Source organism: Desulfobacula sp. (assembly GCF_030611305.1).
In the GTDB taxonomy this organism is placed as follows: domain Bacteria; phylum Desulfobacterota; class Desulfobacteria; order Desulfobacterales; family Desulfobacteraceae; genus Desulfobacula.
In genome coordinates this window covers 1-22,740 of the sequence record NZ_JAUWQB010000058.1, presented here as the reverse complement: position 1 = coordinate 22,740, position 22,740 = coordinate 1, and the positions used below count along the sequence as shown (strand labels likewise).

Here is a 22,740-nt window from a genome sequence, read left to right as displayed (position 1 = left end):
CACACATTTAATAGATTGTCCCCTGTCAACGGAAAGGTTTACCGGAAACATGGTAAGCCACATGCAGGACAAAAGAACTCTGGGCATTATCAGAAGAACCTTGATCATTGGAAAACCAGATATCCTTCACCGGGATAAGCCCCAGGGTCACGATAAAGACAAAAACCATGATAGAGCTTAACAGGATCAAGGTATCGTAGTTGCTCAAAGTCAGACCCGGGTCATTCCGGCTTGGCTTAGTGGTCAGAGGAAATAATGGTGCTTAAAATTGATTTTTAGGACATTTCCCGGAATTCATCCATGGATCGGCCCCTGATGGCTTCAGCAATTTCAAACACATAATCATAAATATGAAGCCCTTTTGAGGATGCGATTATCTCACCGCTTTCAACCCCGATCTGCTCGGCACAATATTGTTTCATCATTTCAATGGCAGCAAGGTTGGCAGGGAACCCGCCAAATAAATCCCAGGACCTGAAATAGGGAAAAAAGTGGAGCTTTCCATCCTGAATTCTTGTATCAATGTGTCTAAGGCAGGGCGGATCAAGCAATACCATATCCGTGGGCTGGCCCACCTGTAGTATCATCTGGTTATTTCTGTGCCCCTTGTTTTTATAGGTCCAGATCATCAACTCCATTTGGTTCACAAAATATCTGTCGTCTTCCTCAATTAAAATATTCCTGTCTTCCCAGATCTCTTTTTCCTGGACCAGGATTTTTGTCAGTTTTTTATAATCCTCAGGCAGATATTCCACGTCACACTTACAAATCCGCTGTCCATATGTATAGGACTCTCCTTGTTTTTCCTCGCCGGTCATGAGATACGGCAGGTAATCATCCAGGTAACCCTCTTCCACAGGGTCAGGAAATCCCAGTGCCGGATTTACCTTGGGCAGCAGGGGAATACTTGACGGGTGGGTGATATGAATGGTGATAAAATCAAATTCAAGTCTTTTCTGGCCTTCAAAGGACCCGCGATTAATGGTAAAAGATCTGCCCTGCTCCACACACCTGTAAAGAGTTTGGAACCAGGCATCCGAAAGGCTTGTGGCTTTGATAAACAGCGGTTGTAACATTGATTGCTCCTTGTTTAATTTTATCCTGTTATTGAAGCTTAAAACATATACTGAAATCCAGATTGTGACAACTATAATCTGTCAAATATTAAGGTTCTGACCACAAAAAAAGTTGTAAAAAAAATTCTGGATATCATCCTGGTAGCAAAAATTTAATTTTTGTTTATTCAATTTTTATTATTGACAAAGAATTGAAATCGAATTAACATATGAACAAATGTTCAAATGAAGAGGTGTTAAATGGATATATGTGCTGAAAAATGTATTAACGAAAAAAAAGTGAGAGAGACTGTAAAAACCATTCCCCAACAGGAAGATATCAGTCAAATGGCGGACATTTTTAAGGCTTTGAGTGATCCCAGCCGGCTTAAAATCGTTCTTGCACTCTTAAACCAGGAGCATTGTGTGTGTGACATTGCCGTTATTTGTGACCAGACCGATTCTGCCATCTCCCATCAGCTTCGCATATTGAGGACAATGAAAATTGTAAAGAACCGCAGAGAAGGTAAAATCATTTACTACTCTATTGATGATGATCATGTCATCTCACTGATTCACATGAGTCTTAACCACGTCAGACATTGAGATTGAGGGTAGAGCCACCATGGCAGTTATATATGAAATTTTAAAAGAATCCTGGCATATTTATCTGGATGTTGCAATCTATATGCTGTTTGGCTTTTTTGTTGCAGGCATCCTGTACGTCTTTTTTAAAGCCGATAAAATAAAACAATATCTTGGAACAGGCAAAATAAAACCAGTCATTTTGGCTGCACTCTTCGGCATCCCTATCCCCTTATGCTCCTGCGGCGTTGTCCCGGTTGCCACAGGGCTCAAAAAGCAAGGAGCCAATGACGGGGCCGCCTTATCCTTTATGATTGCCACACCCGAATCCGGTGTGGATTCCATTGCCATCTCCTGGGCCATGCTGGACCCGATCATGACTGTAATTCGGCCCGTTGCAGGATTTATTACCGCAATTTCCACGGGAATTGCCCAAAACTTTTTTGGGAATGACGTCAGGCCTGATAAGCCGCGCATAAAAAAAGAGACCGGCGGCTGAGGCTGCGCATCAAACTGTTGTGCAGTTGCACAAAAAGATAATGAAACACTGTCTGTAAGACTGATGAACGGACTTAAATATGCCTATGGAGAATTGCTCACCGATATTTCAAAGCCCTTTATCATTGGAATTTTCATTGCCGGTATCATCACTTTCTTTTTCCCGGATGATCTGACACTCTGGGCCAATGACCACAGATTTTTATCCATGCTGGTTATGCTGATAACAGGAATTCCCATGTATGTCTGCGCCACATCCTCCACACCCATTGCCGCCGCCTTGATATTAAAGGGCCTGAACCCGGGTGCAGCGCTGGTATTTTTACTGGCCGGCCCTGCAACCAATGCTGCAACCATAAACATTGTCAAAAACATCTTCAGCACACGGACACTTGTCATATATCTGTCCATGATTTCCATTTGTTCCCTTGCCATGGGCTTTTTTGTTGACTTTGTGTATGACATATCAGGTGTGCAGGCAAGCGCGGTTGTGGGGCAGGCTTCTGAACTTTTCCCCGACAGTATCCAGCTGATTGCTGCCATCATACTCGCCGGACTCATCACCTTTAATATGGTATCAAATTTCAGGCAGCAGGCAGGGCATGCTCATTCCCATTAAACCCAAATAGTGCCCGAGTAAATATTAATCCGTCAGGACTCCACAAGTTTGTGGCTGTCCTGCCAGGTCAGGTCCAGTTCATATATACTTTTCAAATCCTTAATTTTTTTCAGGTTTTTTTCGCTGAAAGGAGCTTTGCCGTCAAAGGCATGCAGCATAATGCCTTCAATCAGGTTGCCAAGGGACATATCATGGTATTCAGCAAGTCCCTTGTACCAAGATAATATCAAGATATTTTTTATCAGTCCCAACAGATGCTTTACCTGAAACCAGCATTCGTGTATAGTAAGTAAAGATTGCATCGCCAGTGAACGAAACAAATCGTAAAACCCGTTCATTCATAAGGAGGATATCATGATCAAAGCCATAGATATCATGGAAACCAATATTATCAGTGTCACCCCGGATACAGAGATACCCAGGGCAGTAAAACTCCTTTTAAACAATCATATCAATGGTGTCCCTGTAGTAAATGATAAAGAAGAACTGGTGGGAATCCTCTGCCAGAGCGACCTGATCTTCCAGCAGAAAGAAATGCCCATTCCCCCGATTTTCACCATCCTTGACAGTATTATCCCCCTGTCATCGTCCAAAAAACTGGAAGACACTTTACAAAAAATATCAGCCGCAACCGTTAAACAGGCCATGATCAAAAACCCTGTTACCGTAGCTGCGGACACCCCTGTATCTGAAATTGCAACCCTTATGGTGGAAAAACATTTTCACACCATACCGGTGGTGGACGGCAAAAGACTTCTGGGTATTATCGGCAAAGAAGATGTTTTAAAGACCTTGATACCCAAAGAATAACCGAACATTGACACCGACATTTTCCATCCCCAATATCCGGTTGTTTATTGCCTTTAAAGTTTTTTTTAATTCAAGATTCTACTACCCGGTCTTTACCATTCTGTTCCTTGATTTCGGCCTGACCGTGGCCCAGTTTTCCATCCTCAATGCCGTCTGGGCTGCCACCATTGTCCTTGCTGAAGTTCCTTCAGGAGCGCTTGCCGATATCATCGGGAGAAAACGGCTGCTGGTTTTTGCGACATTCATCATGATTTTTGAAATTGGCATCATCAGTTTTATCCCTAAAACCGATCCTTCCATTATTTTCATTGTTTTCCTGGTCAACCGCGTTTTAAGCGGTCTTGCAGAAGCTGCTGCCAGCGGGGCTGATGAAGCTATTGCCTATGATTCCCTGGCTGCAAAAGGCGACCCTGACCAGTGGGGCAGAGTGCTGGAAGTCCTAATGCGATTTCAATCCATTGGATTTATTATTGCCATGAGTGTGGGAGCTGCCATTTATGATCCAAACCTGCTTGAAAAGATTTGCCAATTTTTCGGCTTTGCCATGACCTTTTCCCAGGAAACCACCATGCGGTTTCCCTTATACCTTACCTTTATCCTGGCAATTTGTGCATTTGTCACAACTCTGAGAATGAAAGATCCGGATTCCGGTCCGTCTGCATCTGATATAAAAACAGCACCGGTCCGGCAGGCTTTTGGTCTGACTCTCAAGGCAGGCCTCTGGATTTTCAAAACCCCTTTTGCCCTGTCAGTCATACTTTTCGGTATGCTGTTTGACGGCATTATCAGAATGACCATCACCCTTTCCAGCCAGTACTACAGGATGATCGAACTGCCTGAATCCACTTTCGGCATCATTGGATCACTCGTTGCCCTGTTCGGGCTTGTGATTCCCAAAATGGCAAAGAAAATCGCAGAAAATCATTCCCCCTCGCGTGCCATCTGGATCACAGCCGGGTTAACCCTTACAGGCCTTGCCACGATGAGTTTTTTCTGGCCTTACGCCGGATTAATACCTGCTTTGATCACTTTCAGCGCCATGTATTTCACCGGTTTTTTTGTCAGCTTTTATATCAACCAGATCACATCATCTGACCAGAGAGCGACTGTCTTAAGCTTTAAAGGCCTGGCCTATAATATTTCCTATGGTGTTTTAGGCATTCTATATGCCCTTCTTTTAAAAATCAAAAAACAAGGCATTCATTCAGGAGATGTTGAAAATGCAGTTTTTATGGACACCTTTTCCTGGTTCCCGATCACCTTTATTCTCTGGTTCTTTATATTATTGGCGATGTATTTACTGTGGCTGAAAAAACCGTCATCGCCTCCCCGATAAAGAAAACATGGCAAGAGGCTGAATACCCTTGCCATGGAGAAAATCGGAATGATTTTTTTTACTTATTTTTCCAGACAGGTTTTCTTTTCTCCTCAAAACCTGCAATACCTTCAAGGGTATCTTCTGTTTTCATCAAGGTTTTGAGAAAATAATTACTGACCAGATCAACACCCTGGAAAAAACTGGTTCCGATATGGCGTTTTACCGCCCGTTTATTGAGCCGGATAATCAGGGGGCTTGCCATGGTGATCTGTTTGACTGTCTTGTCAATTACTTCTTGAAAACCTTCCACCGATGCCACCTGGGATACAAATCCAAGGTCTTTGGATTCCTGTGCCGAATAATTCTGGCCGGTGGTAACGATTTCAATGGCTTTGGCAGGGCCTACAAGCTCGGGAAGCCTTAAAGCGGCATAAGGGGGGAAAAAACCAAGTTTAATTTCAGGTTGTCCGAATATGGCTTTTTCAGATGCAATCACAATATCACAGGCAATGGCAACTTCCATGCCGCCACCCAGGCATGCCCCGTTCACAGCGGCAATAATGGGGATATCAATCATATTTGTCAGTTCAAAAATCCGGTTAAAGGTTGCCACCATTGCATCTACATTATCCGGTTTATGGTCTCCCACTTCCACGCCAGCACAAAAGCTTCTGCCTTCACCCGTGATCACAACGCATTTGAGCTCATCATCTGCTGCGATCTTTTCAAGTTCTGTGTTGAGTTCATTCATCATAGGAATATCCAGGACATTGTGCTTGGGTCGATCAAGAATGATCCTGGCAACCTGACCATCGTTTTCAATTTTTATAAATTTAGATTCTGCCATATTGGCCTCCCGGTTATATGTTTTTTGTACAATGCTTTATCCTCTGATAATCCTCGGCGTAATCATATGATGCTGTGGGCAGATGGATTTTGGATTCTGGTATGAAGCGCCTGCAAAGGCTTTCAAGTAATCTCGAAGTGCGTTCATCTTAACCACTTCATCCACCATACCATATTTTGCACAATAGGCCGGTCTTGAATTATCATGGTATTCCTGAGCCAGCTTATTCATTTTTTCAATAATGGGTTCAAGGGGACGTCCGGCATCTTTTTCCTTAACAAGTCTTCTTGAAAAACTTGCAGCGGCGGCTGTTTCACCATGCATAACATAAATTTCAGTTGTACCTAACCCCAAGGTAAATGCGTTGTGGCGGTTGGCTGTGGGACCGCCCATAACATAATGGGCTGCTGCAGTTCCTTTTCTCAGGGTAATCAACATCATTGGTACGTCTGTCTGCTGGATAGAGTAGATCAAGGATTGTCCAAGACCGAGAAGTTCTGCCTTTTCAGCGATATCACCCACATCAATGCCGGATGTATCCTGAAACCAGATCACAGGAATTCTGTCACGGCCGCAAAGGGTGACAAATTCGTTCATTTTGATCAAACCCTGGCGATAAAGTTTACCACCGATTCCACCGTAATCCGCATACTCGGGATAATTTTCTCCCAGCCATCCCTGGTTATTGCCGATAATACCCACAAGATATCCGTCCATTTTGACAAGACCGGTATACACCTCGGGTCCGTAATCCGGTCTGAATTCCATGTGTTCACTGCCGTCAACAAGGCGGGCTATGATTTCTTTAAAATTATAAATCTGTTTCTGGTTATAGGGTATCAGACGATAAAGGTCTTCTACCGGAAACCTTGGCGCTTTTGGTTCGGCAACCCTGAAAAATTTGGGATTATAGGCCGGCATGTCCTTCATATAGTCTTTGAGCCCGTCAAGAACCCCTTTTTCTTCTTCATAGACATACCTGAAAAAACCGGTTTCATCATAGTGGATATCGACTGATCCCGGAGGTTTGGCCTTATATTCTTTTGCAGATGAAATAAGCTGTTCCGCACCTTCCAGATCAAAATATCCTTTGGGAGACATACCACTTAAGATTCCACCACCGCCCACGGCAATATTACAATTTTTGTGGGCAAAAAGAATGGTCGGGCTGATGCCCTGATATCCGCCGCCTGCCGGGTTTGTGCCATAGATGCCGGCCAGTATGGGAATTCCCTCCTGCTCAAGTTCGGCATGGCGGTAAAAGGTTGTGCCGCTTCCCCTTCTGTTGGCATAGAACTTTTCCTGTTCTGTGAGTTTTACCCCGCTGCAATTGACCAGCCAGACCAGAGGGATATTCAATCTTTTTGAAAGGTCGGTGGCTCTTAAAATGTTTTCAGGCTGTCCCGGAAGCCAGGCACCGGCCATAACCTTATTATCAAATCCTGCAACAACGCACCATTTGCCGGAGATCTTTGCCAGACCGTCAATGACATTTGTGGTCCCTTCAACATTATCTTCAGGGTTAAACAGGGTGTGAAGGGGATTCCACGTACCGGAATCAACTAGATATTCAAGTCGCTGCCAGACTGTCATAACACCCCGGGCATTAATTTTTTCCGTCGGCATTCCAGCGTTTTTCACTTTTTCGATTTCGACATCAATCCCGGCTTCCACCTCCTGGATATTTTCTACATTTTTTTCCGAACTTAATATTTGCCCTTTATTTAGCGCAACACCGAATTGTGCCATTTTTTCAAAATATTGCCTCATTCTCTACTCCCGATCAAAATAAATTATTATTTGAGATCAGTATCCCCTTAAAGGAGAACCAATCGCTTATCGTAAAAACCAACCTCACTTGACTTTAAGCTTTTCTTTAAGTATAGACCAAAACTGTCTTGTTTAAGAAAAAAAAAATTTCCGGCAAGAAAAGAACCACATATCGTTTGAATAAAGGAGGTAAAAATGAGCACAGAAATCTTAAGTCCCATGCCCGGTACAATTTCCCAGGTACATGTGAAAGAAGGGGACGATGTTATTGAGGGACAGGAGCTTTTGATCCTTGAAGCCATGAAAATGGAAAACCCCATTGTTTCAACAGCTGAAGGCAAGGTAAAACAAATCGCTGTAAAAGTGGATGACAAAGTCGCCACCAAACAGCTTCTTCTTGTTGTTGAGTAACCATCAATACCTTGCATAGCAGATTTTGTATCTGCAGAGAGTGCCATCATTTATGCTCTCTGCATGATATAAAATTGTTCATTATCTTCTTTGTATAACCCTTTATCCATTTGACTTATCCGGATTGAAACATCAGCCCCAGACAGTCTTTTCCATCCTGCTGTTTCCTATAAAAAAATACCTTTTTAATACCGCCCAAAGATGAAATAAATCCCCTTATTTGTCAAGCTATTTTTTAGCTATATTTTAACTTTTTTCTTGACAAGCCTATCAAATTTTAGTTTATTTAACAACTTATGTTATGATAGGAAAGATATGTTTTGATATATAAAATATTTTAGAGTAACCGTTTAGGAGGAACAATGGATTTTCAATTATCAACCGAGCTTAAAATGCTCCAGAAAGAAATCAGAAATTTTGCCAAAAAACAAATTGCGCCCTATGTGGATGAATGGGATGAAAAACACTACTTTCCCATTGATGAAGTCATGAGACCCCTTGGCGAACTGGGGTTTTTCGGAACCGTCATTCCTGAAGAATATGGTGGAGAAGACATGGGTTTTCTGGCTGCAATGATTATAACGGAAGAACTTGCCAAGGTCTCTTCTTCATTAAGGGTCCAGGTCAACATGCAGGTTTTGGGATGTGCCTATACCATCTTTAAATATGGAAATGAAGAAGTTAAAAAGAAATATGTGGAAAAACTCTGTACTGCCGAATATATCGGCGGATTCGGTATTACAGAGTCTGATGCGGGTTCAGATGTTATGGCCATGGCCTCAACTGCTGAAGACAAAGGGGACCACTGGCTATTAAACGGTTCCAAAACCTGGATTTCCAACGCCAATTTTGCAGACGCTCTCCTCTACTATGCTTATACAGATAAAGCCGCAGGATCAAAAGGGCTTTCCGCCTTTGTTATCGAGCCTAAAAACTTTGAAGGGATCAAGACATCCGGCCTTGACAAACTGGGTTCCCATTCCTCACCCACAGGAGAACTTTTCCTTGATAACGTAAAAGTGCCCAAGGAAAATATCCTGGGTAAACCCGGTGACGGTGCAAAGATAGTCTTCTCATCTTTGAACCAGACAAGACTGTCGGCTGCTGCCGGTGGTGTAGGGCTTGCCCAGGCCTGTCTTGACGTGTCCACCAAATATTGCAATGAAAGAAAACAATTTGGCAAAAAAATCGGTGAATTCCAGATGAACCAGGATATGATCGCCCAGATGACGGCTGAAATAGAAGCGGCCCGTCTTGTTGTCTACAAAGCTGCCTGGGAAAAAGATCAGGGAAAATTGAACAATGGTCGTGATGTGGCCATTGCAAAATATCTTGCCGGTGAAATAGCGACAAAATCTGCCAACTATGCCATGAAAATCCTGGGTGCCTATGGATACTCCATAGAATATCCGGTTGCCAGATACTACAGGGATGCCCCGACCTATTCCATGGTTGAAGGGTCTACAAATATCTGTAAATGGATCATTGCACTGGATCAGCTGGGTTTTAGAAAAGCCAACAGATAAATCAAAAATTTTGTGAGCAGTAATCCTTTTTTCGCTTTTGGGGTTATTGTTCACAGAATTTTACCAGGGAGGACAAGTTGGACCCAAAAGAAATTGCAAAAAAAACAGGTGAAACCGCAAAACTTTATTTTTCCACGGTTAAAGAAGAGGAAAAGCCATACAACCTGTGGAGACATTTTGACAAGGGCCTTGCAAAAGATATGTCTTTGTATATCACAGGCCAGATGTATGCCAGGGAAAAGATCCCCCATCAAACACGGCAGCTTGTTACAGTGGCGGCATTAACAGTTCTTTCAAAACCGGATGAGCTCAAGCTCCATACCCATGCAGCCCTGAATGTGGGATGCACAAAAGAAGAAATTGCAGAGGTGATTTTCCAGACCAGTATTTACGGGGGAGTGCCTGCTGCAAACACGGCCCTGACCGTTCTTAAGGAAGTTTTGGAAGAACGCGGGGAAGAGTAAACCTCATCTTAAAAAATGATTTTAGCATAAGGTTTTTCCCAGAAGAGTGTTCCAGATTCCGTCGGGGCATCGCCTTTCAATAATGTGAACATTCTTCCGGGATAATGAATCCAATACTTTTTTAGTTTCGGAATTCAAAAGCCCGGATAGAATAAACCATTTTTTCTCCAAAAGAAACGGGCTTTCGATCATATGACGCATCACATCATAATGGATATTGGCAACTAGAAGATCACAGGGAATGGACATTATCTCTTCCCCTTTTGCCTGGAAAGCAAGAATCCGGTCTTCAAATCCATTAAGCCGGATATTGTTCAGGGTTGTTTTAACGGCCAGATGATTGAAATCACAAGCCATCACGCGTTTGCAGTCCAGCGCAGCGGCCCCGAGGGACAAAAGCCCGGTTCCCGTACCAATATCAAGAACAGATTTTATCCTGTGATTTGTACACAATCGATGGATCAAATAAAGACAGTCTTCTGTTGTCTGGTGTCTGCCCGTCCCAAATACCACGCCCGGATCAAGCAGAATTTCCTTTATGGTTTGGTCATTTAAAGCAGGTTTATTCCATGGCGGATAAATACACAGATCATTCACATAATAGGGTTCGATCTTATCTCCATGCCATTGTTCTCCTGTCATTTCATATTTATCAACCAGGCTGATACCTTTATTCTTTTCAAGAATCTGTTCAACAACATCATCGCAAAAAGAAGAAAAGAAAAGGAAAGAAATCTCTTCTTCCACCCACGTTCCAAGAAAAGTTTCATTATTCTGAACTATCTTGTTAACCTGCGGGACTCCGTCAAAATAATAAATATAAAGATTATGATACGGATTGATCATTTTACAAAATTTAAATTTGACAATTGCACAATAATGAAAAATAATCTTTTTTAAATAAAAACTCAAGAAAGAGTTGATATCCATGAAATTCAAAAAAGTCATTGTCCAATTTGATGCTGGAAATTTGATCTTAGCCGAAGAGCTGATCTGTGACATTTTCTTTTCATTCAATCTCAAAGGCGTGGTGTGTGATATCCCTCTGGATGAACCGGATGAAGGATTTGGCACAAACACGCTGCCAAAGCCTGAAATCTGTTCGATTGCAGGGTTTCTTCCTCTGCTGAATTCGTCCGACATCATCCTTGAAAAAATAAGAGAAAAAGTCTCAATGCTGTCAAATTTAAATATTCAGGTTAACATCCAAACCGAAATCGTCGATGAAAAAGACTGGTCTGATGCCTGGAAGGTATATTTTGAAGTGACAAAGGTTACAGACAGGATCACAATAAAACCTGCATGGAAAGATTATGACGGGGGGAAAGATGAGATTATTATTCATCTTGACCCGGGGATGGCATTTGGCACCGGGACACACCCGAGTACTGCCATGTGCATTCAGATGATTGAAACATATCTTAAACCGGGTTCAACATTTCTGGATATTGGAACGGGTTCCGGAATTTTAATGATTGCGGCTGCCAAACTCGGTGCCCGGCGCATAACAGGCATTGATACTGATGAGGTCGCCATAAAGGTGGCCCAACAAAATCTTGTCAAAAACAATATTGATCCCGGCATATGCAAACTATTGTGTACAACTCTGGATAAAACAGACCGGGCACCATACAATTTTATTGCCGCCAATATTATTGCCCAGGTCATTGTCGATATCCTGCCTGCGATATCAATAAGAATGGCACCGGATACCATAACTATCCTCTCTGGCATTATCAAAGAGAGGCAAAACGATATACTTGCCGCCCTGGAAAAAAATAATCTTTTTATCATCCATGAAGAATATATGGATGAATGGGTCACCCTTGCAGTGAAAAAAAACCAGACATTGAATAATATTGACCTGGCATGATATACAGTTTAAACGCATAAAGCTGCACACTTATTCAACCATACTGGAACGGGAAGAATGAAAAATTTTGTATTATCAGATAAATATCTGAAAATAAAAACCATTGACTCCCACGCTGCCGGAGAGCCTTTCAGGGTGATCACTTCAGGGGTTCCAGCACCGGTCGGGGATACGATTCTTGAAAAAAGAAGATACGCAAAAAAACACCTGGACTCCATCCGGAAAATCCTCATGTTTGAACCCAGAGGTCACGCTGACATGTACGGGTGTTTTGTCACGGAACCTGTGACAGAAGATGCGGATTTCGGGATTCTTTTTATCCATAATGAAGGATTTTCCACTATGTGCGGGCATGGCATTATCGCCATCACGACGGTTGCGGTTGAGACAGGCTTTGTCAAGATCAAAACCCCCGGCCAGAAGATCAGGATAGATACGCCTGCTGGTCTTGTGACGGCCATACCCAATATGAACGGCGACCGTGTTGAGTCGGTAACATTTGAAAATGTGCCCTCTTTTGCACCGGAACTGGATGCGGTTGTTGAGGTCCCGAAACTTGGAAAAGTTACCTATGACCTGGGGTTTGGCGGTGCGTTTTATGCTTTTGTAAATGCCCGGGACCTTGGGCTTTCATGCACACCGGACTATTTCTCCGAACTTGTGGAAAAAGGCAGGATGATCAAAAATGCCATTATGGCTTCAAAAAAAATTATCCATCCATTTGAAGAAGACTTAAGCTTTTTATACGGGACGATCTTTGTGGACACTCCTGATCTTGAAAATGTTCATTCAAGGCATTGCTGCATCTTTGCCGAAGGGGAAGTTGACAGAAGCCCCACCGGAACCGGAGTGAGTGCAAGACTTGCCATTCTCAATAAAAGAAATGAAATAGACCCGGGAGAAGATATTGTGATTAACAGTATTATCAACACAAGTTTTACCGGCAAGATTGCAGGGCTGACACAGGTTGGAAATCACAAAGCTGTTCTCCCCAAAGTAACCGGCAGTGCATACATTACCGGCGTACATGAATTTTTAATTGACCCGGATGATCCCTTAAATCAAGGATTTATTCTAAGGTGACGTCGGTATTCATGAAAACCCTGCGACTTCACTGGAGGATTGAACTTGATTCCGACCCTGATCTTTTGCCTTATACAGAGCTGTATCTGCATATTGAATTAATTTTTCATGGAAAACCAAACCAATCGTGTCTTCTGATGTTGCTACGCCGAGGCTCAAGGTAACAACCCGGGCAGGCAATGATTTTTCATGTGTAATTCCCATTTCTTCAATGTGTAACCGTATCCTTTCAGCGACATGTATTGCTCCATCGGAGACTGTGTCTGGTAAAATAACAATAAATTCTTCGCCGCCATACCGCGCACAAAAATCCCCGGGCCTTTTAAGGGAATTTTTTATTCCTTGCGCAACTTTATTTAAGCAGATATCCCCATTACTATGACCGTAAGTGTCATTATACGCTTTAAAATTATCTATGTCGCACATTATAATTGATAGCGGATTCTGATTTCTTTGGCTCCGGCTAAATTCTCTTGCTATAGTTTCTGAAAAACTCCGGCGATTTGGAATCTCAGTTAACGTATCAAATAGAGATTGTCTTTTTATTATCTCATAGGCCCTGTTTAATTTTACTCCAAGAATAATAATGACGCATAAGCCTGCACCGCCTATCACCAAGTAAGCTAATAATAAAGACAACACGGGTATTTCCATAGCAAAAGGCAAGGTTACACTGATACCGCCTCGCACATCACCTACCTTGTAGCCCTGTTTGGCATGGCAGGTTAAACACGATTTTTTAGTCTTTAGAGGAGCCATGTAAAAAAAAGAAGTTATCGAACCTTGTTTTGTGAATATTCCCGCTTCCTTTACACCTTTTTCAAAATCCTTTAAAAATACTTCCTCTCTCTTTGTTGCCTTGTTTTGCGGGCGAATTGGTTTAAGACTGGTCATATGAAATTGAATGTCTTTCTCTTCAATACCAATTTCTGATATTTGCCTTGTCATAAAAGCAGGATTCACTTTAGTAAGCGTCAAGTTGTCATTGACATCAATCTCTCTCATTGCCACGTCAAGATATGGATTCGGTAACGTTTTTTCGGTAACAGGAACATACACTCCACCGTGACGAGCATTCCATAGGCGAGTAATTATCATCTGATTGAAAAAACTTCTTCCTGTTTCAAGTGCAATTCTTTCCTGTTCCTGTATCAATTGTCTGTAATTCCAAAAAAAAGATATGACAATTATCATTGTCCACATAAAACTTAACAATAATGTGATTCTTTTTATTTTCATAAGTTCCTCCGAATCATATTCTTTTTCTGCCGAGCCCCGCGTGAATCACCCGAGTCAAATACCTTTTATGTTTAGCTCTTTTTCAATATCATAGTCTTGCTAAAAAGCACGTTCGGCCCTTCAATATTAATAAACCCAGCATCCCTTGCTTTTCTGACTATTTTTTTAAACGCTGACTTTGATACATGAAATGGCGGCTCTACCATGAGAACTTGTCCGTCCGGTTTTAGTATTGTTTCTATCTCACTGAAAAACGCTTCCTTATTCGGAATTTCGTGAACCATATAAAACAATAGAACAAAATCAACATGCTCTGACACGCCTATTTTGTTTTTTCCGCACTGATGAAGTATGATTCGTTTTTCAAATTCTGTGCCTTTTATCTTATCTCTTACTTTTTGAAGCATCCCTTCCTGTAAATCAGCAGCAATAACTCGGCCGGATTTACCAACCATTTGAGCCATGTCAATAGAGAAGAAGCCCGGACCGCATCCCATGTCCAGAACTGTCATCCCCTCTTCAATATATGGACTCAATATTTTCTTAGGGTTTTGCAGCCACCTTCGAATGCTGCTATCAAGGTGGCCTGCTATTTCAACCGGGCATACGCGTTCTTTTTTATTGCCTGTTGACATGATGGCGGCTCATATGTGTTAGGTGTGTCCTTCTCGGTCTGCCTTGCACGAGAACTACTCCATCTCAGCCATGGCCTGCTCATAGCACTTCGGGCAATATGTATGGCTGAAGTCAACGTCCGTCTTGCTGGAAATGTAGGCCTCAACGTCGACCCACCTGGGAGGTTCAAGTTCTCCAGTGTCGTCATCTCTGATACGTTTGCAGACGCAGCAAATGGGCAAAATCCCTTCAAGCATCTTTATTCTCTTTACGGAATTCGACAGCCTCGTATTGAGAATCGCATAGAGAATTCCGATGAAGACGCCCAGAACCCCGAAGAAGATGATCATGGGTATATGCTGGCTCGAAAAGGCTATCTGCAAAGCCGTCCAATGAAAATGCCTGCCCGGGTCAGAATAATCCATGATGAACATGGCCGCCGGGTGCAGCAAGACAACACCCACGACGATGCCGACAATTCCAAAGAGTCTATAGCGCCGCCAGCTGTTTGTTCGTTCATCTACCATGTGCTTGTCTCCGAATATGAAGCTAACGTATAAGAATTCAGTCGCGTATAGTCATCCGCTGGAGCTTCTTGATACTCATTGAGCCTTTCCTTTGAAACAGCATACCGTTATTCTGCGGGAGGCAATCAATTTCTATAAAATGCATGTTTTCCTATTATTGGATACCAGGTTTTAGTGAAGATAACAAATTGATTTTATATTTATTATACTGCTGGTTTTACCAAATAGAATTTGAAATTACATTCTATCAAAAAAATACTCTCATAGCGTAATTGTTATTGACCCCGTTCTCTCCGAACCGTAACAGACTCACCGCCGATACCCCAATTGTCCGTTTCGATCTCATCAATTGTTACGACTGTAGTTGCTGGATTTTTCCCTAAAATTTTGGCCAGAAGATCGGTTACCCCTTTGATTAGCTCTGCCTTTTGCTCTGTACTAGCACCTTCCCTAGTAATTTTTATATTTACATATGGCATTATAACTCCCCTTATTCGTTAGCCGTTTTTGACTTACCTTGCTGTGGAATCACATGTTGATCCCTGTGTTGTAAAAGCTATTGCAGGACCAATGCTACATTAAAAAATACGGGTCAACATCCACAATCAGCCGGAGCCCTGACTTGGGAGTTATTTTCGGATGATCCATGAGAGATTTTACCAGGCCGTTAACCAGGGCTGAAGAAGGGCTTTTCACAAGAATCTGCCATCTGAACCGCGACGAAATTTTTTGAATGGGCGCCTCAATAGGCCCCAAAATCCGGATCATATTTTTGTGGTTTTCTTCATTTTCAAGCAATGCCTTTAAAACAGCTGCAACATTGGCTGCATAGACTTTTACCTTTACAAAGCTGGTTCCGGATATTTTCAATTGAATCATCCGGGAAAAAGGCGGATACAGCAATGCTTTTCTAAACGGTGCCTCGTTTTGAAAAAACTCAAGAAAATCCTGTTTTTTAGCCGCTTCAATAATAAAATGATCGGGATTATAGGTCTGCATAATCACTTTGCCTTTAGTGTCTCCTCTTCCTGCACGACCGGCCACCTGGGCAAGCAGCTGAAAGGTTCGCTCCCCTGCCCTGAAATCCGGAAGGCTCAGGGAAAGATCTGCGCAAACCACGCCAACCAGAGTGATGGCGGGAAAATCATGACCCTTGGCAAGCATCTGGGTTCCCACAATAATATCCACATTCCGGTTTCTGATGCTTTTTAAAATTTTTATGGTGGCGCCTTTCCGGGATGTAGAGTCCTGATCCATCCTGACAAGTCTGGCATCCGGGAACAGGTCTTTGAGCATGGATTCCACTTTTTCAGTGCCAAACCCCAATGGTTTGATTTTTGAAGACCCGCACTCCGGGCATTTGACGTTAGTGGGCCGGCCATACCCGCAAAGATGACATCGATATTCATTGTGGCCTTTATGAAGGGTCATGGTTATATCACAGTATTTGCAGGACAGGGATTTCCCGCAATCCCTGCAAACCGGGGAAGTTGCAAACCCCCGTCTGTTCAAAAAAATCAATGCCTGGTTCCCTTTATCAAGACAGGTTCTGATCTCTTTTGAGAGCTCCGGCGTTATGATCCTGTCATACCCCCGGACATCCTTATGTTTTTTCAGGTCCACAAGGGTTATCTCAGGCAAGGGATGCCGGTTGACACGTGTTTTAAGTTTTAATTCCTCAAAGCGTTTCATGACAACATTCTGATAGGATTGAAGAGATGGGGTTGCTGATCCCAGAATAACCGGGCAGCCATTCATTTTTCCGCGGACAACGGCAATATCCCTTGCATTGTATCTTAAACCTGTCTCCTGTTTGTAAGAGGTGTCATGTTCCTCATCCACAACAATGATCCCTATATTTTCAAACGGTGCAAAAACAGCAGATCTTGCCCCAATGACAATGCTCACCTTTTTTAGGGCAATTTTGCGCCACTGATCTATAAGTTCGCCTTTGGTTAATGAAGAATGAATGACGGCAATTTTCTCCCCAAACCTTGCCCTGAACCGTCTTTCCGTCTGGGAAATCAAAGATATTTCCGGCACAAGCACGATGGCGCTCTTCCCCTTTTCAACAACATCCCGGACCAGCCGCATATAAACTTCTGTCTTGCCAGAACCTGTTATACCGGACAAGAGATATGGGCTGAATCCCTGTCTAAAATTTTCCTGCACCCTTTTGACCACTGCCTCCTGTTCTAAGGTCAGCCTTGGCGGTGTATCAGGTTCTACAGGATCACCTAAAGGATCCCTGAAAACCTGGCGTTGAATAATCTTTATATATCCGGCCTGGGCCAACGGCTTTATCAAAGCAGGTGCCGTGGGAATATGTGCTTTTAATCCTGTCAGGGAGATCTCTTTTGCCTCTTTCACCAGTAAAAGAAGTTTTTTTCGTTTTTTTGACATGGGAATGATCGTTTTCGGTTCATCACCAGGAAGGATAAATTTCTCTTTTTTTATCTTAGCCCCATCTTTTTTTAATACGGCTGAAATGGTTATCAAATCTTCTTTTTCCATCCTGCGGACCAGGGCATTGATTGTGGTGTTCGCGCTGTTTTTTTCCAATTGTTTCAGGGTGCAGGACTGACGTTGCAATATAAATTCAATCACCTGCTCCTCTCCTGGTGTAAGCCTGCCCGCATTCAAACTATCCTGCCCGTGTTGTGTAACAAAAACGCAGGAGACATCATGGCGGTCAAGGCCGGAAGGAAGTGCTGCCTTAATCACATCTCCCAAGGGATGAATATAATAATCTGAAATCCACTTAAAAAACGATATTTCCGATTCCGGAAATAAGGGATAATCATCTAATACATCAAAGATCTTCTTTGCCGTAAATCCTCCACAGCTTTTCTGCCCGGAAAGGATATATCCGGTCACCCGTCTGTTTTTGAACGGGACCAGAACCCTCATTCCAGGGGAACAAAAATCCTGTAGGTGATCCGGAACCCTGTATGTGTAAGATTTCATTACGGGAAGGGATACTGCAACGGATATGTAAGGTGTTTGAATCATCTGCCCTATTGTGCATAAAAAAGAAAATAATTCAACATAAGACTTCCATTAAGACTTATTTACTTGACTAGCTTAAGTGATTTTAATAGTTTCCTAAGTGACATTTTCTGTCCAGGGAAACACTTAGAACAAAGGAGGCAGCATGACAGTATTTGTAGAGGATCATCCTCTTATAAAACATAAATTAGGATTAATGCGCCAAAAAAACATCAGCACAAAAGACTTCAGGGACCTGTCTTCGGAAGTTACAAGACTTTTGACCTATGAAGCCACAAAAGACCTTATCACAGAAAAAAAAGTGATCCAAGGATGGGCTGGAAAAGTTGAAGTTGAAAAAATAAAAGGTAAAAAAATTACCGTTGTTCCTATTTTACGAGCCGGGGTTGGAATGATGGATGGTGTATTTGATTTGATACCATCTGCCAAGGTCAGCGTAGTCGGATTCTACAGGAATGAAGAGACCTTAAAGCCGGTACAGTATTATGTCAAAACCGCCAGTTCCATGGAAAAGAGAACTGCTTTGATCCTCGACCCCATGCTGGCAACAGGGGGAACCCTTATAGCCACTATTGACCTGCTTAAAGAAGCTGGATGCAAAACCATCAAAGGTCTTTTTCTGGTGGCAGCACCCGAAGGGATTGCAAACGTAGAGCAAAAACACCCTGATGTGGATATTTATGTGGCCAGCGTTGATGAGTGTCTCAATGAAATCGGCTATATATTACCAGGCCTGGGAGATGCCGGTGATAAAATTTTTGGCACTAAATAAAATTATTAATAAAAAAAAAGGTAAAAAACAAAATGTCCGATTCAAATCTTGCTCCAACCGACTACAATTTTCAGGTAAAAGACTGTTTTTTAGGCGCCCAAATGTTATTTGTCGCATTTGGTGCTTTGGTTTTAGTACCGCTTTTGACCGGCCTTGACCCGAATGTTGCACTTTTCACAGCAGGTCTTGGAACCCTGGTGTTCCAAATCATTACCAGGGGTAAAGTCCCTATCTTTTTAGCTTCCTCATTTGCTTTTATTGCCCCCATTATCTATGGTGTGAAAACCTGGGGAATCCCCGGAACCATGTGCGGCCTTGCTGCTGCAGGTGTTTTGTACATGCTGCTGAGCCTCCTGGTACGAATACAGGGCAACGATATCATTAAAAGGGTGCTTCCACCGGTTGTAACAGGCCCTGTCATTATGGTGATCGGGCTGATTCTTGCCCCTGTTGCCGTATACATGGCCATGGGAAAAACCGGTGATGGTGCCATTGTGCTCTATCCCCAGGCAAAAGCCATGACTATCAGCCTCCTTGCCCTTGCCACAACCATCCTTGTCTCCATTCTCGGGAAAGGCGTTTTCAAACTGATTCCGATTCTCTGCGGTATTGTCGTGGGATATATTATTGCCCTGATTTTCGGGTTTGTTGACTTTTCCGGCATCGCTAAAGCATCCTGGTTTGCTGTCCCCAATTTTGTAATGCCGGAATGGAATCTTCAGGCCATATTTTTTATTGTCCCCATTGCCATTGCACCTGCGATTGAACACTTTGGCGATGTGGTTGCCATCGGCGGTGTTACAGGCAAAGATTACCTGAAAGACCCGGGTATCCAAAACACCATGCTGGGTGATGGCGTGGCAACTTCCCTTGCATCATTTTTGGGTGGACCGCCCAATACCACTTATTCAGAAGTCACCGGTGCTGTTGCCCTGACAAAAGTATTCAACCCCGCCATCATGACCTGGGCAGCCATTGCAGCTATTCTTCTGGCCTTTGTCGGCAAACTGGGCGCAATTCTTCAAACCATACCGGTTCCGGTCATGGGAGGGATTATGCTGCTTCTTTTCGGTGCCATCATGGTTATCGGGTTGAACACCCTGGTGAGATCCGGAGATGATCTTATGGAAGCAAGAAACTTATCCATTGTTGCCCTGATCCTGATTTTCGGTATTGGCGGGATGAGTTTTTCAGCCGGCCAGTTCCAGCTTCAAGGTATCGGCCTTGCCGGTATCCTGGGCGTTGTTTTAAATCTTGTTCTGCCCCACGGGAAAAAAGAGTAAGATAGACGCTTGTTCTTTAAACCCCGCTGGAAAATGACCTGTCATATTCCAGCGGGGTTTTTTATTTCAGATCGATAGCACTGCCCAGGACACAATAATATATCTTAAAAATTTACCCATGCTTACCAGCAGAAGAAATAAACCAAAATGAATTTTCAATATTCCTGCAGCAACCGTCAACGGATCACCAATGATGGGAACCCATGCAAACAAAAGGCTGAAAACCCCGTATCTTTTAAACCGGTGTTCCGCCTTCTCAATTTCCAAGGTTGCTATACTAAAAACCTTATGAAGAACTATCCGGCTTCCCAAAACCCCTAAACCATAGTTGACGACAGCGCCAAGCACATTGCCGGATGTCGCGGCAAAAACCGTCACATACGGACTATAATCATGGGCTAACAGATATCCCAAAACCACCTCAGAACTGAAGGGAAGAATGGTTGCGGCCAGGAATGAGGCCAGGAACAGCCCCCAATAGCTGTATTCAGCTAAGATCTCCATCTGCTCTATTCAAACAACTTAAACAATGCCTGGGTTCCGTTATTTTCATATCCCATTTTGACCATTTTTTTATACAGTGACAGGGTAAGATCAAGCCCCGGGGTTTCAAGGCCCAGGCGGCTTGATGACGCGCTGGCAATATTCATATCCTTTATAAAATGCTTGATATAAAATCCAGGTTCAATATTACCCGCAATCATTCTGGGGCCTAGATTGTTCAATGACCATGATCCTGCCGCACCCTGTCCAATGCTTTTAAGCACGGTCTCCGGATCAAGGCCTGATTTTTTTGCATAGGCAAGTGACTCACAGATCCCTATCATTCCGGCTGCAATGGCAATCTGGTTGGCCATTTTGGTGTGCTGTCCAGATCCTGGTTTTCCCTGGAGCACAATATTTTTACCCATCACTTCAAACAGCGGGAAGGCTTTATCAAAAGTCTTTTTACCCCCGCCAACCATAATGGTAAGCGTGGCATTTTGAGCGCCCAGATCGCCGCCTGACACCGGTGCATCAAGAGATTCAATGCCTTTTATTTTTGCCTTTTCGTCAATTTTAACAGCAAGATCAGGGCTGGATGTGGTCATATCAATCACAACGGTCCCTTTTTTTGCATGGTTTAAGATACCCTTTTCACCCAGATATACTTCTTCAACATCAGCGGGGAACCCGACAATGGTAATGATCACATCACATTTTATACTCACCTCACTTACGGTATCTTCCCACACAGCACCATTTGAAATAATATGGTCAGCCTTATTCTTTGTACGGGTATAAATATGCAATTCATATCCGGCACCCAAAATATGTCCGGCCATGCTTTGGCCCATGACCCCTAATCCGATAAATCCGACAATGGTTTTCCCAGGTTCCATACGCATATTCCTCAAATCTCCATAAAATTAGTTTTTGCCCTTGCAAGCAGGCGGGGTTCTGACGACGTGCTGTGATAACTGAATTATTTTCTTTTTTGTGCTTTTTTACAATTAAACCCAACTGATGATCTTCGATTTTATCTAACAACATCTCGTATGTTTCAACAGGTATAAGATATGTGTTAAAGCCAATAAATTGAAATACGGCTCAGTGCCCCCCGGTCAACTTGAGCGTTTTGTTAACCCTTGTGCATGTTGATTATGGTAAAGTGCTTTTTTTAAAGTTTTTAAACAAAAACTATTTAAACTTTCATCTGCCTGTAAAGCACGTATTGCAAGGGATTTATGTAAATCTTTTCCGGGACGAAGTAGAAATTTGCCAGAATATTTTTTCCCAGTGGTTTCAAGGGGAAGAGCTTTGCCATCTTCTTCATATAAAGCTATATTTTCTTCTACAATTTCACATAGCTCTTTGTAAACCTCTGCCTCATTATTGCCATGGCAACCTCCGTACATCAGATTTGGGCAGGAGCCTACATAGCATTGATCTTCTTCAGACCATTCAACAATTTTTAGATAACGATCGGAATTTTTCATTTTTTTGACTCCTCAATTGCTTTTTGAACATCCTGTTCTTGATAGTGCAAAGCATCAGTTCCAATTTTACCTGAAATAGTAACAGGTTTTGGCACTTTCGGATGAACAAAATTTCGATGGCTCCCGTTACCTCCACGATTAATAAATCCAGCTTTTTCAAGTTCTTTAATAAGTTGTTTTATCTTTCGTGGCATACTACACAGTATCATTTTGATACCACTGAATCAACCTTTTGTTTCTGCTATAGTATAGAATATTAAGGAGAGGGTTCGACTAAATCAGCGGTGCGGCATTTTGCGTCCGCTGAATTTTATTGTGTACGCCCGGCACGGGCGTGAACTTATGGGGTGAAAGTCCCCTATACGTGAGTCCTGTTAACATGTGTTTTGTTAACACAAGTATTAGCCGAAAACAAGGGCGGAACCGCGAGGGACCGTCCGAAGGAAGTTGGAGTGCA

General features: G+C 42.9%; 25 protein-coding genes and 1 pseudogene. 12 read left to right on the top strand and 14 right to left on the bottom strand.

The window, feature by feature from the left end; genetic code table 11:
* Positions 1-181: pseudogene (locus tag QAI40_RS11690) on the top strand (hypothetical protein); the annotation flags it as partial.
* Positions 182-275: 94 nt separating this feature from the next.
* Here the strand turns inward: QAI40_RS11690 and QAI40_RS11685 are convergent.
* Positions 276-1,076, bottom strand: coding sequence for a thymidylate synthase (locus tag QAI40_RS11685; protein ID WP_299982003.1), 801 nt, complete (start codon positions 1,074-1,076; stop codon positions 276-278).
* Positions 1,077-1,316: 240 nt separating this feature from the next.
* Here QAI40_RS11685 and QAI40_RS11680 point away from each other — a divergent pair, with 240 nt between their 5' ends.
* Complete coding sequence (locus QAI40_RS11680; protein WP_299982006.1) at positions 1,317-1,661, top strand: ArsR/SmtB family transcription factor; 345 nt, start codon at positions 1,317-1,319, stop codon at positions 1,659-1,661.
* Positions 1,662-1,680: 19 nt separating this feature from the next.
* Positions 1,681-2,757, top strand: coding sequence for an SO_0444 family Cu/Zn efflux transporter (locus tag QAI40_RS11675; protein WP_299982009.1), 1,077 nt, complete (start codon positions 1,681-1,683; stop codon positions 2,755-2,757).
* 32 nt (positions 2,758-2,789) lie between these two features.
* Here the strand turns inward: QAI40_RS11675 and QAI40_RS11670 are convergent, their stop codons facing one another.
* The gene (locus QAI40_RS11670) at positions 2,790-2,987 is read right to left on the bottom strand and encodes a hypothetical protein (RefSeq protein ID WP_299982012.1); all 198 of its coding nucleotides are present in this window, start codon (positions 2,985-2,987) and stop codon (positions 2,790-2,792) included.
* Between the two features lie 124 nt (positions 2,988-3,111).
* On the opposite strand from QAI40_RS11670, the gene QAI40_RS11665 reads away from it, so the two are divergent.
* Together QAI40_RS11665 and QAI40_RS11660 are read left to right on the top strand one after the other, a co-directional pair.
* Complete coding sequence (locus QAI40_RS11665; RefSeq protein WP_299982015.1) at positions 3,112-3,567, top strand: CBS domain-containing protein; 456 nt, start codon at positions 3,112-3,114, stop codon at positions 3,565-3,567.
* A gap of 7 nt (positions 3,568-3,574) precedes the next feature.
* Positions 3,575-4,903, top strand: coding sequence for an MFS transporter (locus tag QAI40_RS11660; RefSeq protein WP_299982018.1), 1,329 nt, complete (start codon positions 3,575-3,577; stop codon positions 4,901-4,903).
* A gap of 58 nt (positions 4,904-4,961) precedes the next feature.
* On the opposite strand, the gene QAI40_RS11655 is transcribed toward QAI40_RS11660, so the two are convergent.
* Both QAI40_RS11655 and QAI40_RS11650 read right to left on the bottom strand, forming a co-directional pair.
* Positions 4,962-5,732, bottom strand: a complete 771-nt coding sequence (locus QAI40_RS11655) for an enoyl-CoA hydratase/isomerase family protein (protein WP_299982021.1) — start codon at positions 5,730-5,732, stop codon at positions 4,962-4,964.
* A gap of 36 nt (positions 5,733-5,768) precedes the next feature.
* Positions 5,769-7,502 (bottom strand): acyl-CoA carboxylase subunit beta, encoded by a 1,734-nt coding sequence (locus tag QAI40_RS11650; RefSeq protein WP_299982024.1) that lies wholly within the window; start codon positions 7,500-7,502, stop codon positions 5,769-5,771.
* 195 nt (positions 7,503-7,697) lie between these two features.
* Between QAI40_RS11650 and QAI40_RS11645 the strand changes: the two genes are divergently transcribed.
* From QAI40_RS11645 to QAI40_RS11635, 3 genes are all read left to right on the top strand, one after another.
* Entirely contained in the window at positions 7,698-7,913 is a 216-nt protein-coding gene (locus tag QAI40_RS11645) for a biotin/lipoyl-containing protein (RefSeq protein ID WP_299982027.1), read from the top strand.
* Positions 7,914-8,275: 362 nt separating this feature from the next.
* Positions 8,276-9,439, top strand: a complete 1,164-nt coding sequence (acd, locus tag QAI40_RS11640) for a glutaryl-CoA dehydrogenase Acd (protein ID WP_299982030.1) — start codon at positions 8,276-8,278, stop codon at positions 9,437-9,439.
* Between the two features lie 77 nt (positions 9,440-9,516).
* Positions 9,517-9,903 (top strand): carboxymuconolactone decarboxylase family protein, encoded by a 387-nt coding sequence (locus QAI40_RS11635; protein WP_299982033.1) that lies wholly within the window; start codon positions 9,517-9,519, stop codon positions 9,901-9,903.
* A 21-nt stretch (positions 9,904-9,924) separates the two neighbouring features.
* Here the strand turns inward: QAI40_RS11635 and QAI40_RS11630 are convergent, their stop codons facing one another.
* Entirely contained in the window at positions 9,925-10,650 is a 726-nt protein-coding gene (locus tag QAI40_RS11630) for a 50S ribosomal protein L11 methyltransferase (protein ID WP_299982036.1), read from the bottom strand.
* 181 nt (positions 10,651-10,831) lie between these two features.
* Between QAI40_RS11630 and prmA the strand changes: the two genes are divergently transcribed.
* Both prmA and QAI40_RS11620 read left to right on the top strand, forming a co-directional pair.
* Positions 10,832-11,776 carry a 50S ribosomal protein L11 methyltransferase gene (gene prmA / locus QAI40_RS11625; protein ID WP_299982039.1) on the top strand — a complete coding sequence of 315 codons (945 nt, stop codon included), beginning with the start codon at positions 10,832-10,834 and terminating at the stop codon, positions 11,774-11,776.
* 57 nt (positions 11,777-11,833) lie between these two features.
* The gene (locus QAI40_RS11620) at positions 11,834-12,859 is read left to right on the top strand and encodes a proline racemase family protein (RefSeq protein ID WP_299982042.1); all 1,026 of its coding nucleotides are present in this window, start codon (positions 11,834-11,836) and stop codon (positions 12,857-12,859) included.
* Between the two features lie 9 nt (positions 12,860-12,868).
* On the opposite strand, the gene QAI40_RS11615 is transcribed toward QAI40_RS11620, so the two are convergent.
* The 5 genes from QAI40_RS11615 to priA all read right to left on the bottom strand — a co-directional run bounded on the left by QAI40_RS11615 (position 12,869) and on the right by priA (position 18,252).
* The gene (locus QAI40_RS11615) at positions 12,869-14,098 is read right to left on the bottom strand and encodes a diguanylate cyclase (RefSeq protein WP_299982045.1); all 1,230 of its coding nucleotides are present in this window, start codon (positions 14,096-14,098) and stop codon (positions 12,869-12,871) included.
* Between the two features lie 71 nt (positions 14,099-14,169).
* On the bottom strand, positions 14,170-14,733 hold the full coding sequence (locus QAI40_RS11610) for a class I SAM-dependent methyltransferase (protein ID WP_299982047.1): 564 nt from the start codon (positions 14,731-14,733) through the stop codon (positions 14,170-14,172).
* Between the two features lie 54 nt (positions 14,734-14,787).
* Positions 14,788-15,240 (bottom strand): hypothetical protein, encoded by a 453-nt coding sequence (locus QAI40_RS11605; RefSeq protein WP_299982050.1) that lies wholly within the window; start codon positions 15,238-15,240, stop codon positions 14,788-14,790.
* Positions 15,241-15,515: 275 nt separating this feature from the next.
* Complete coding sequence (locus QAI40_RS11600) at positions 15,516-15,719, bottom strand: tautomerase family protein (protein ID WP_299982060.1); 204 nt, start codon at positions 15,717-15,719, stop codon at positions 15,516-15,518.
* 94 nt (positions 15,720-15,813) lie between these two features.
* Positions 15,814-18,252, bottom strand: a complete 2,439-nt coding sequence (gene priA / locus QAI40_RS11595; RefSeq protein WP_299982061.1) for a replication restart helicase PriA — start codon at positions 18,250-18,252, stop codon at positions 15,814-15,816.
* Positions 18,253-18,394: 142 nt separating this feature from the next.
* Here priA and upp point away from each other — a divergent pair, with 142 nt between their 5' ends.
* Entirely contained in the window at positions 18,395-19,021 is a 627-nt protein-coding gene (gene upp / locus QAI40_RS11590) for a uracil phosphoribosyltransferase (RefSeq protein WP_299982063.1), read from the top strand.
* Between the two features lie 32 nt (positions 19,022-19,053).
* Positions 19,054-20,304, top strand: coding sequence for a uracil-xanthine permease family protein (locus QAI40_RS11585; protein ID WP_299982065.1), 1,251 nt, complete (start codon positions 19,054-19,056; stop codon positions 20,302-20,304).
* A 66-nt stretch (positions 20,305-20,370) separates the two neighbouring features.
* On the opposite strand, the gene QAI40_RS11580 is transcribed toward QAI40_RS11585, so the two are convergent.
* From QAI40_RS11580 to QAI40_RS11565, 4 genes are all read right to left on the bottom strand, one after another.
* Positions 20,371-20,808 (bottom strand): YqaA family protein, encoded by a 438-nt coding sequence (locus QAI40_RS11580; RefSeq protein WP_299982067.1) that lies wholly within the window; start codon positions 20,806-20,808, stop codon positions 20,371-20,373.
* Positions 20,809-20,813: 5 nt separating this feature from the next.
* On the bottom strand, positions 20,814-21,686 hold the full coding sequence (locus tag QAI40_RS11575) for an NAD(P)-dependent oxidoreductase (protein ID WP_299982069.1): 873 nt from the start codon (positions 21,684-21,686) through the stop codon (positions 20,814-20,816).
* Positions 21,687-21,908: 222 nt separating this feature from the next.
* Positions 21,909-22,283, bottom strand: a complete 375-nt coding sequence (locus tag QAI40_RS11570) for a type II toxin-antitoxin system HicB family antitoxin (RefSeq protein ID WP_299982071.1) — start codon at positions 22,281-22,283, stop codon at positions 21,909-21,911.
* On the bottom strand, positions 22,280-22,477 hold the full coding sequence (locus tag QAI40_RS11565; RefSeq protein ID WP_299982073.1) for a type II toxin-antitoxin system HicA family toxin: 198 nt from the start codon (positions 22,475-22,477) through the stop codon (positions 22,280-22,282). Before QAI40_RS11565 ends, QAI40_RS11570 begins: the two co-directional genes overlap by 4 nt.
* Between the last annotated feature and the right edge of the window lie 263 nt (positions 22,478-22,740).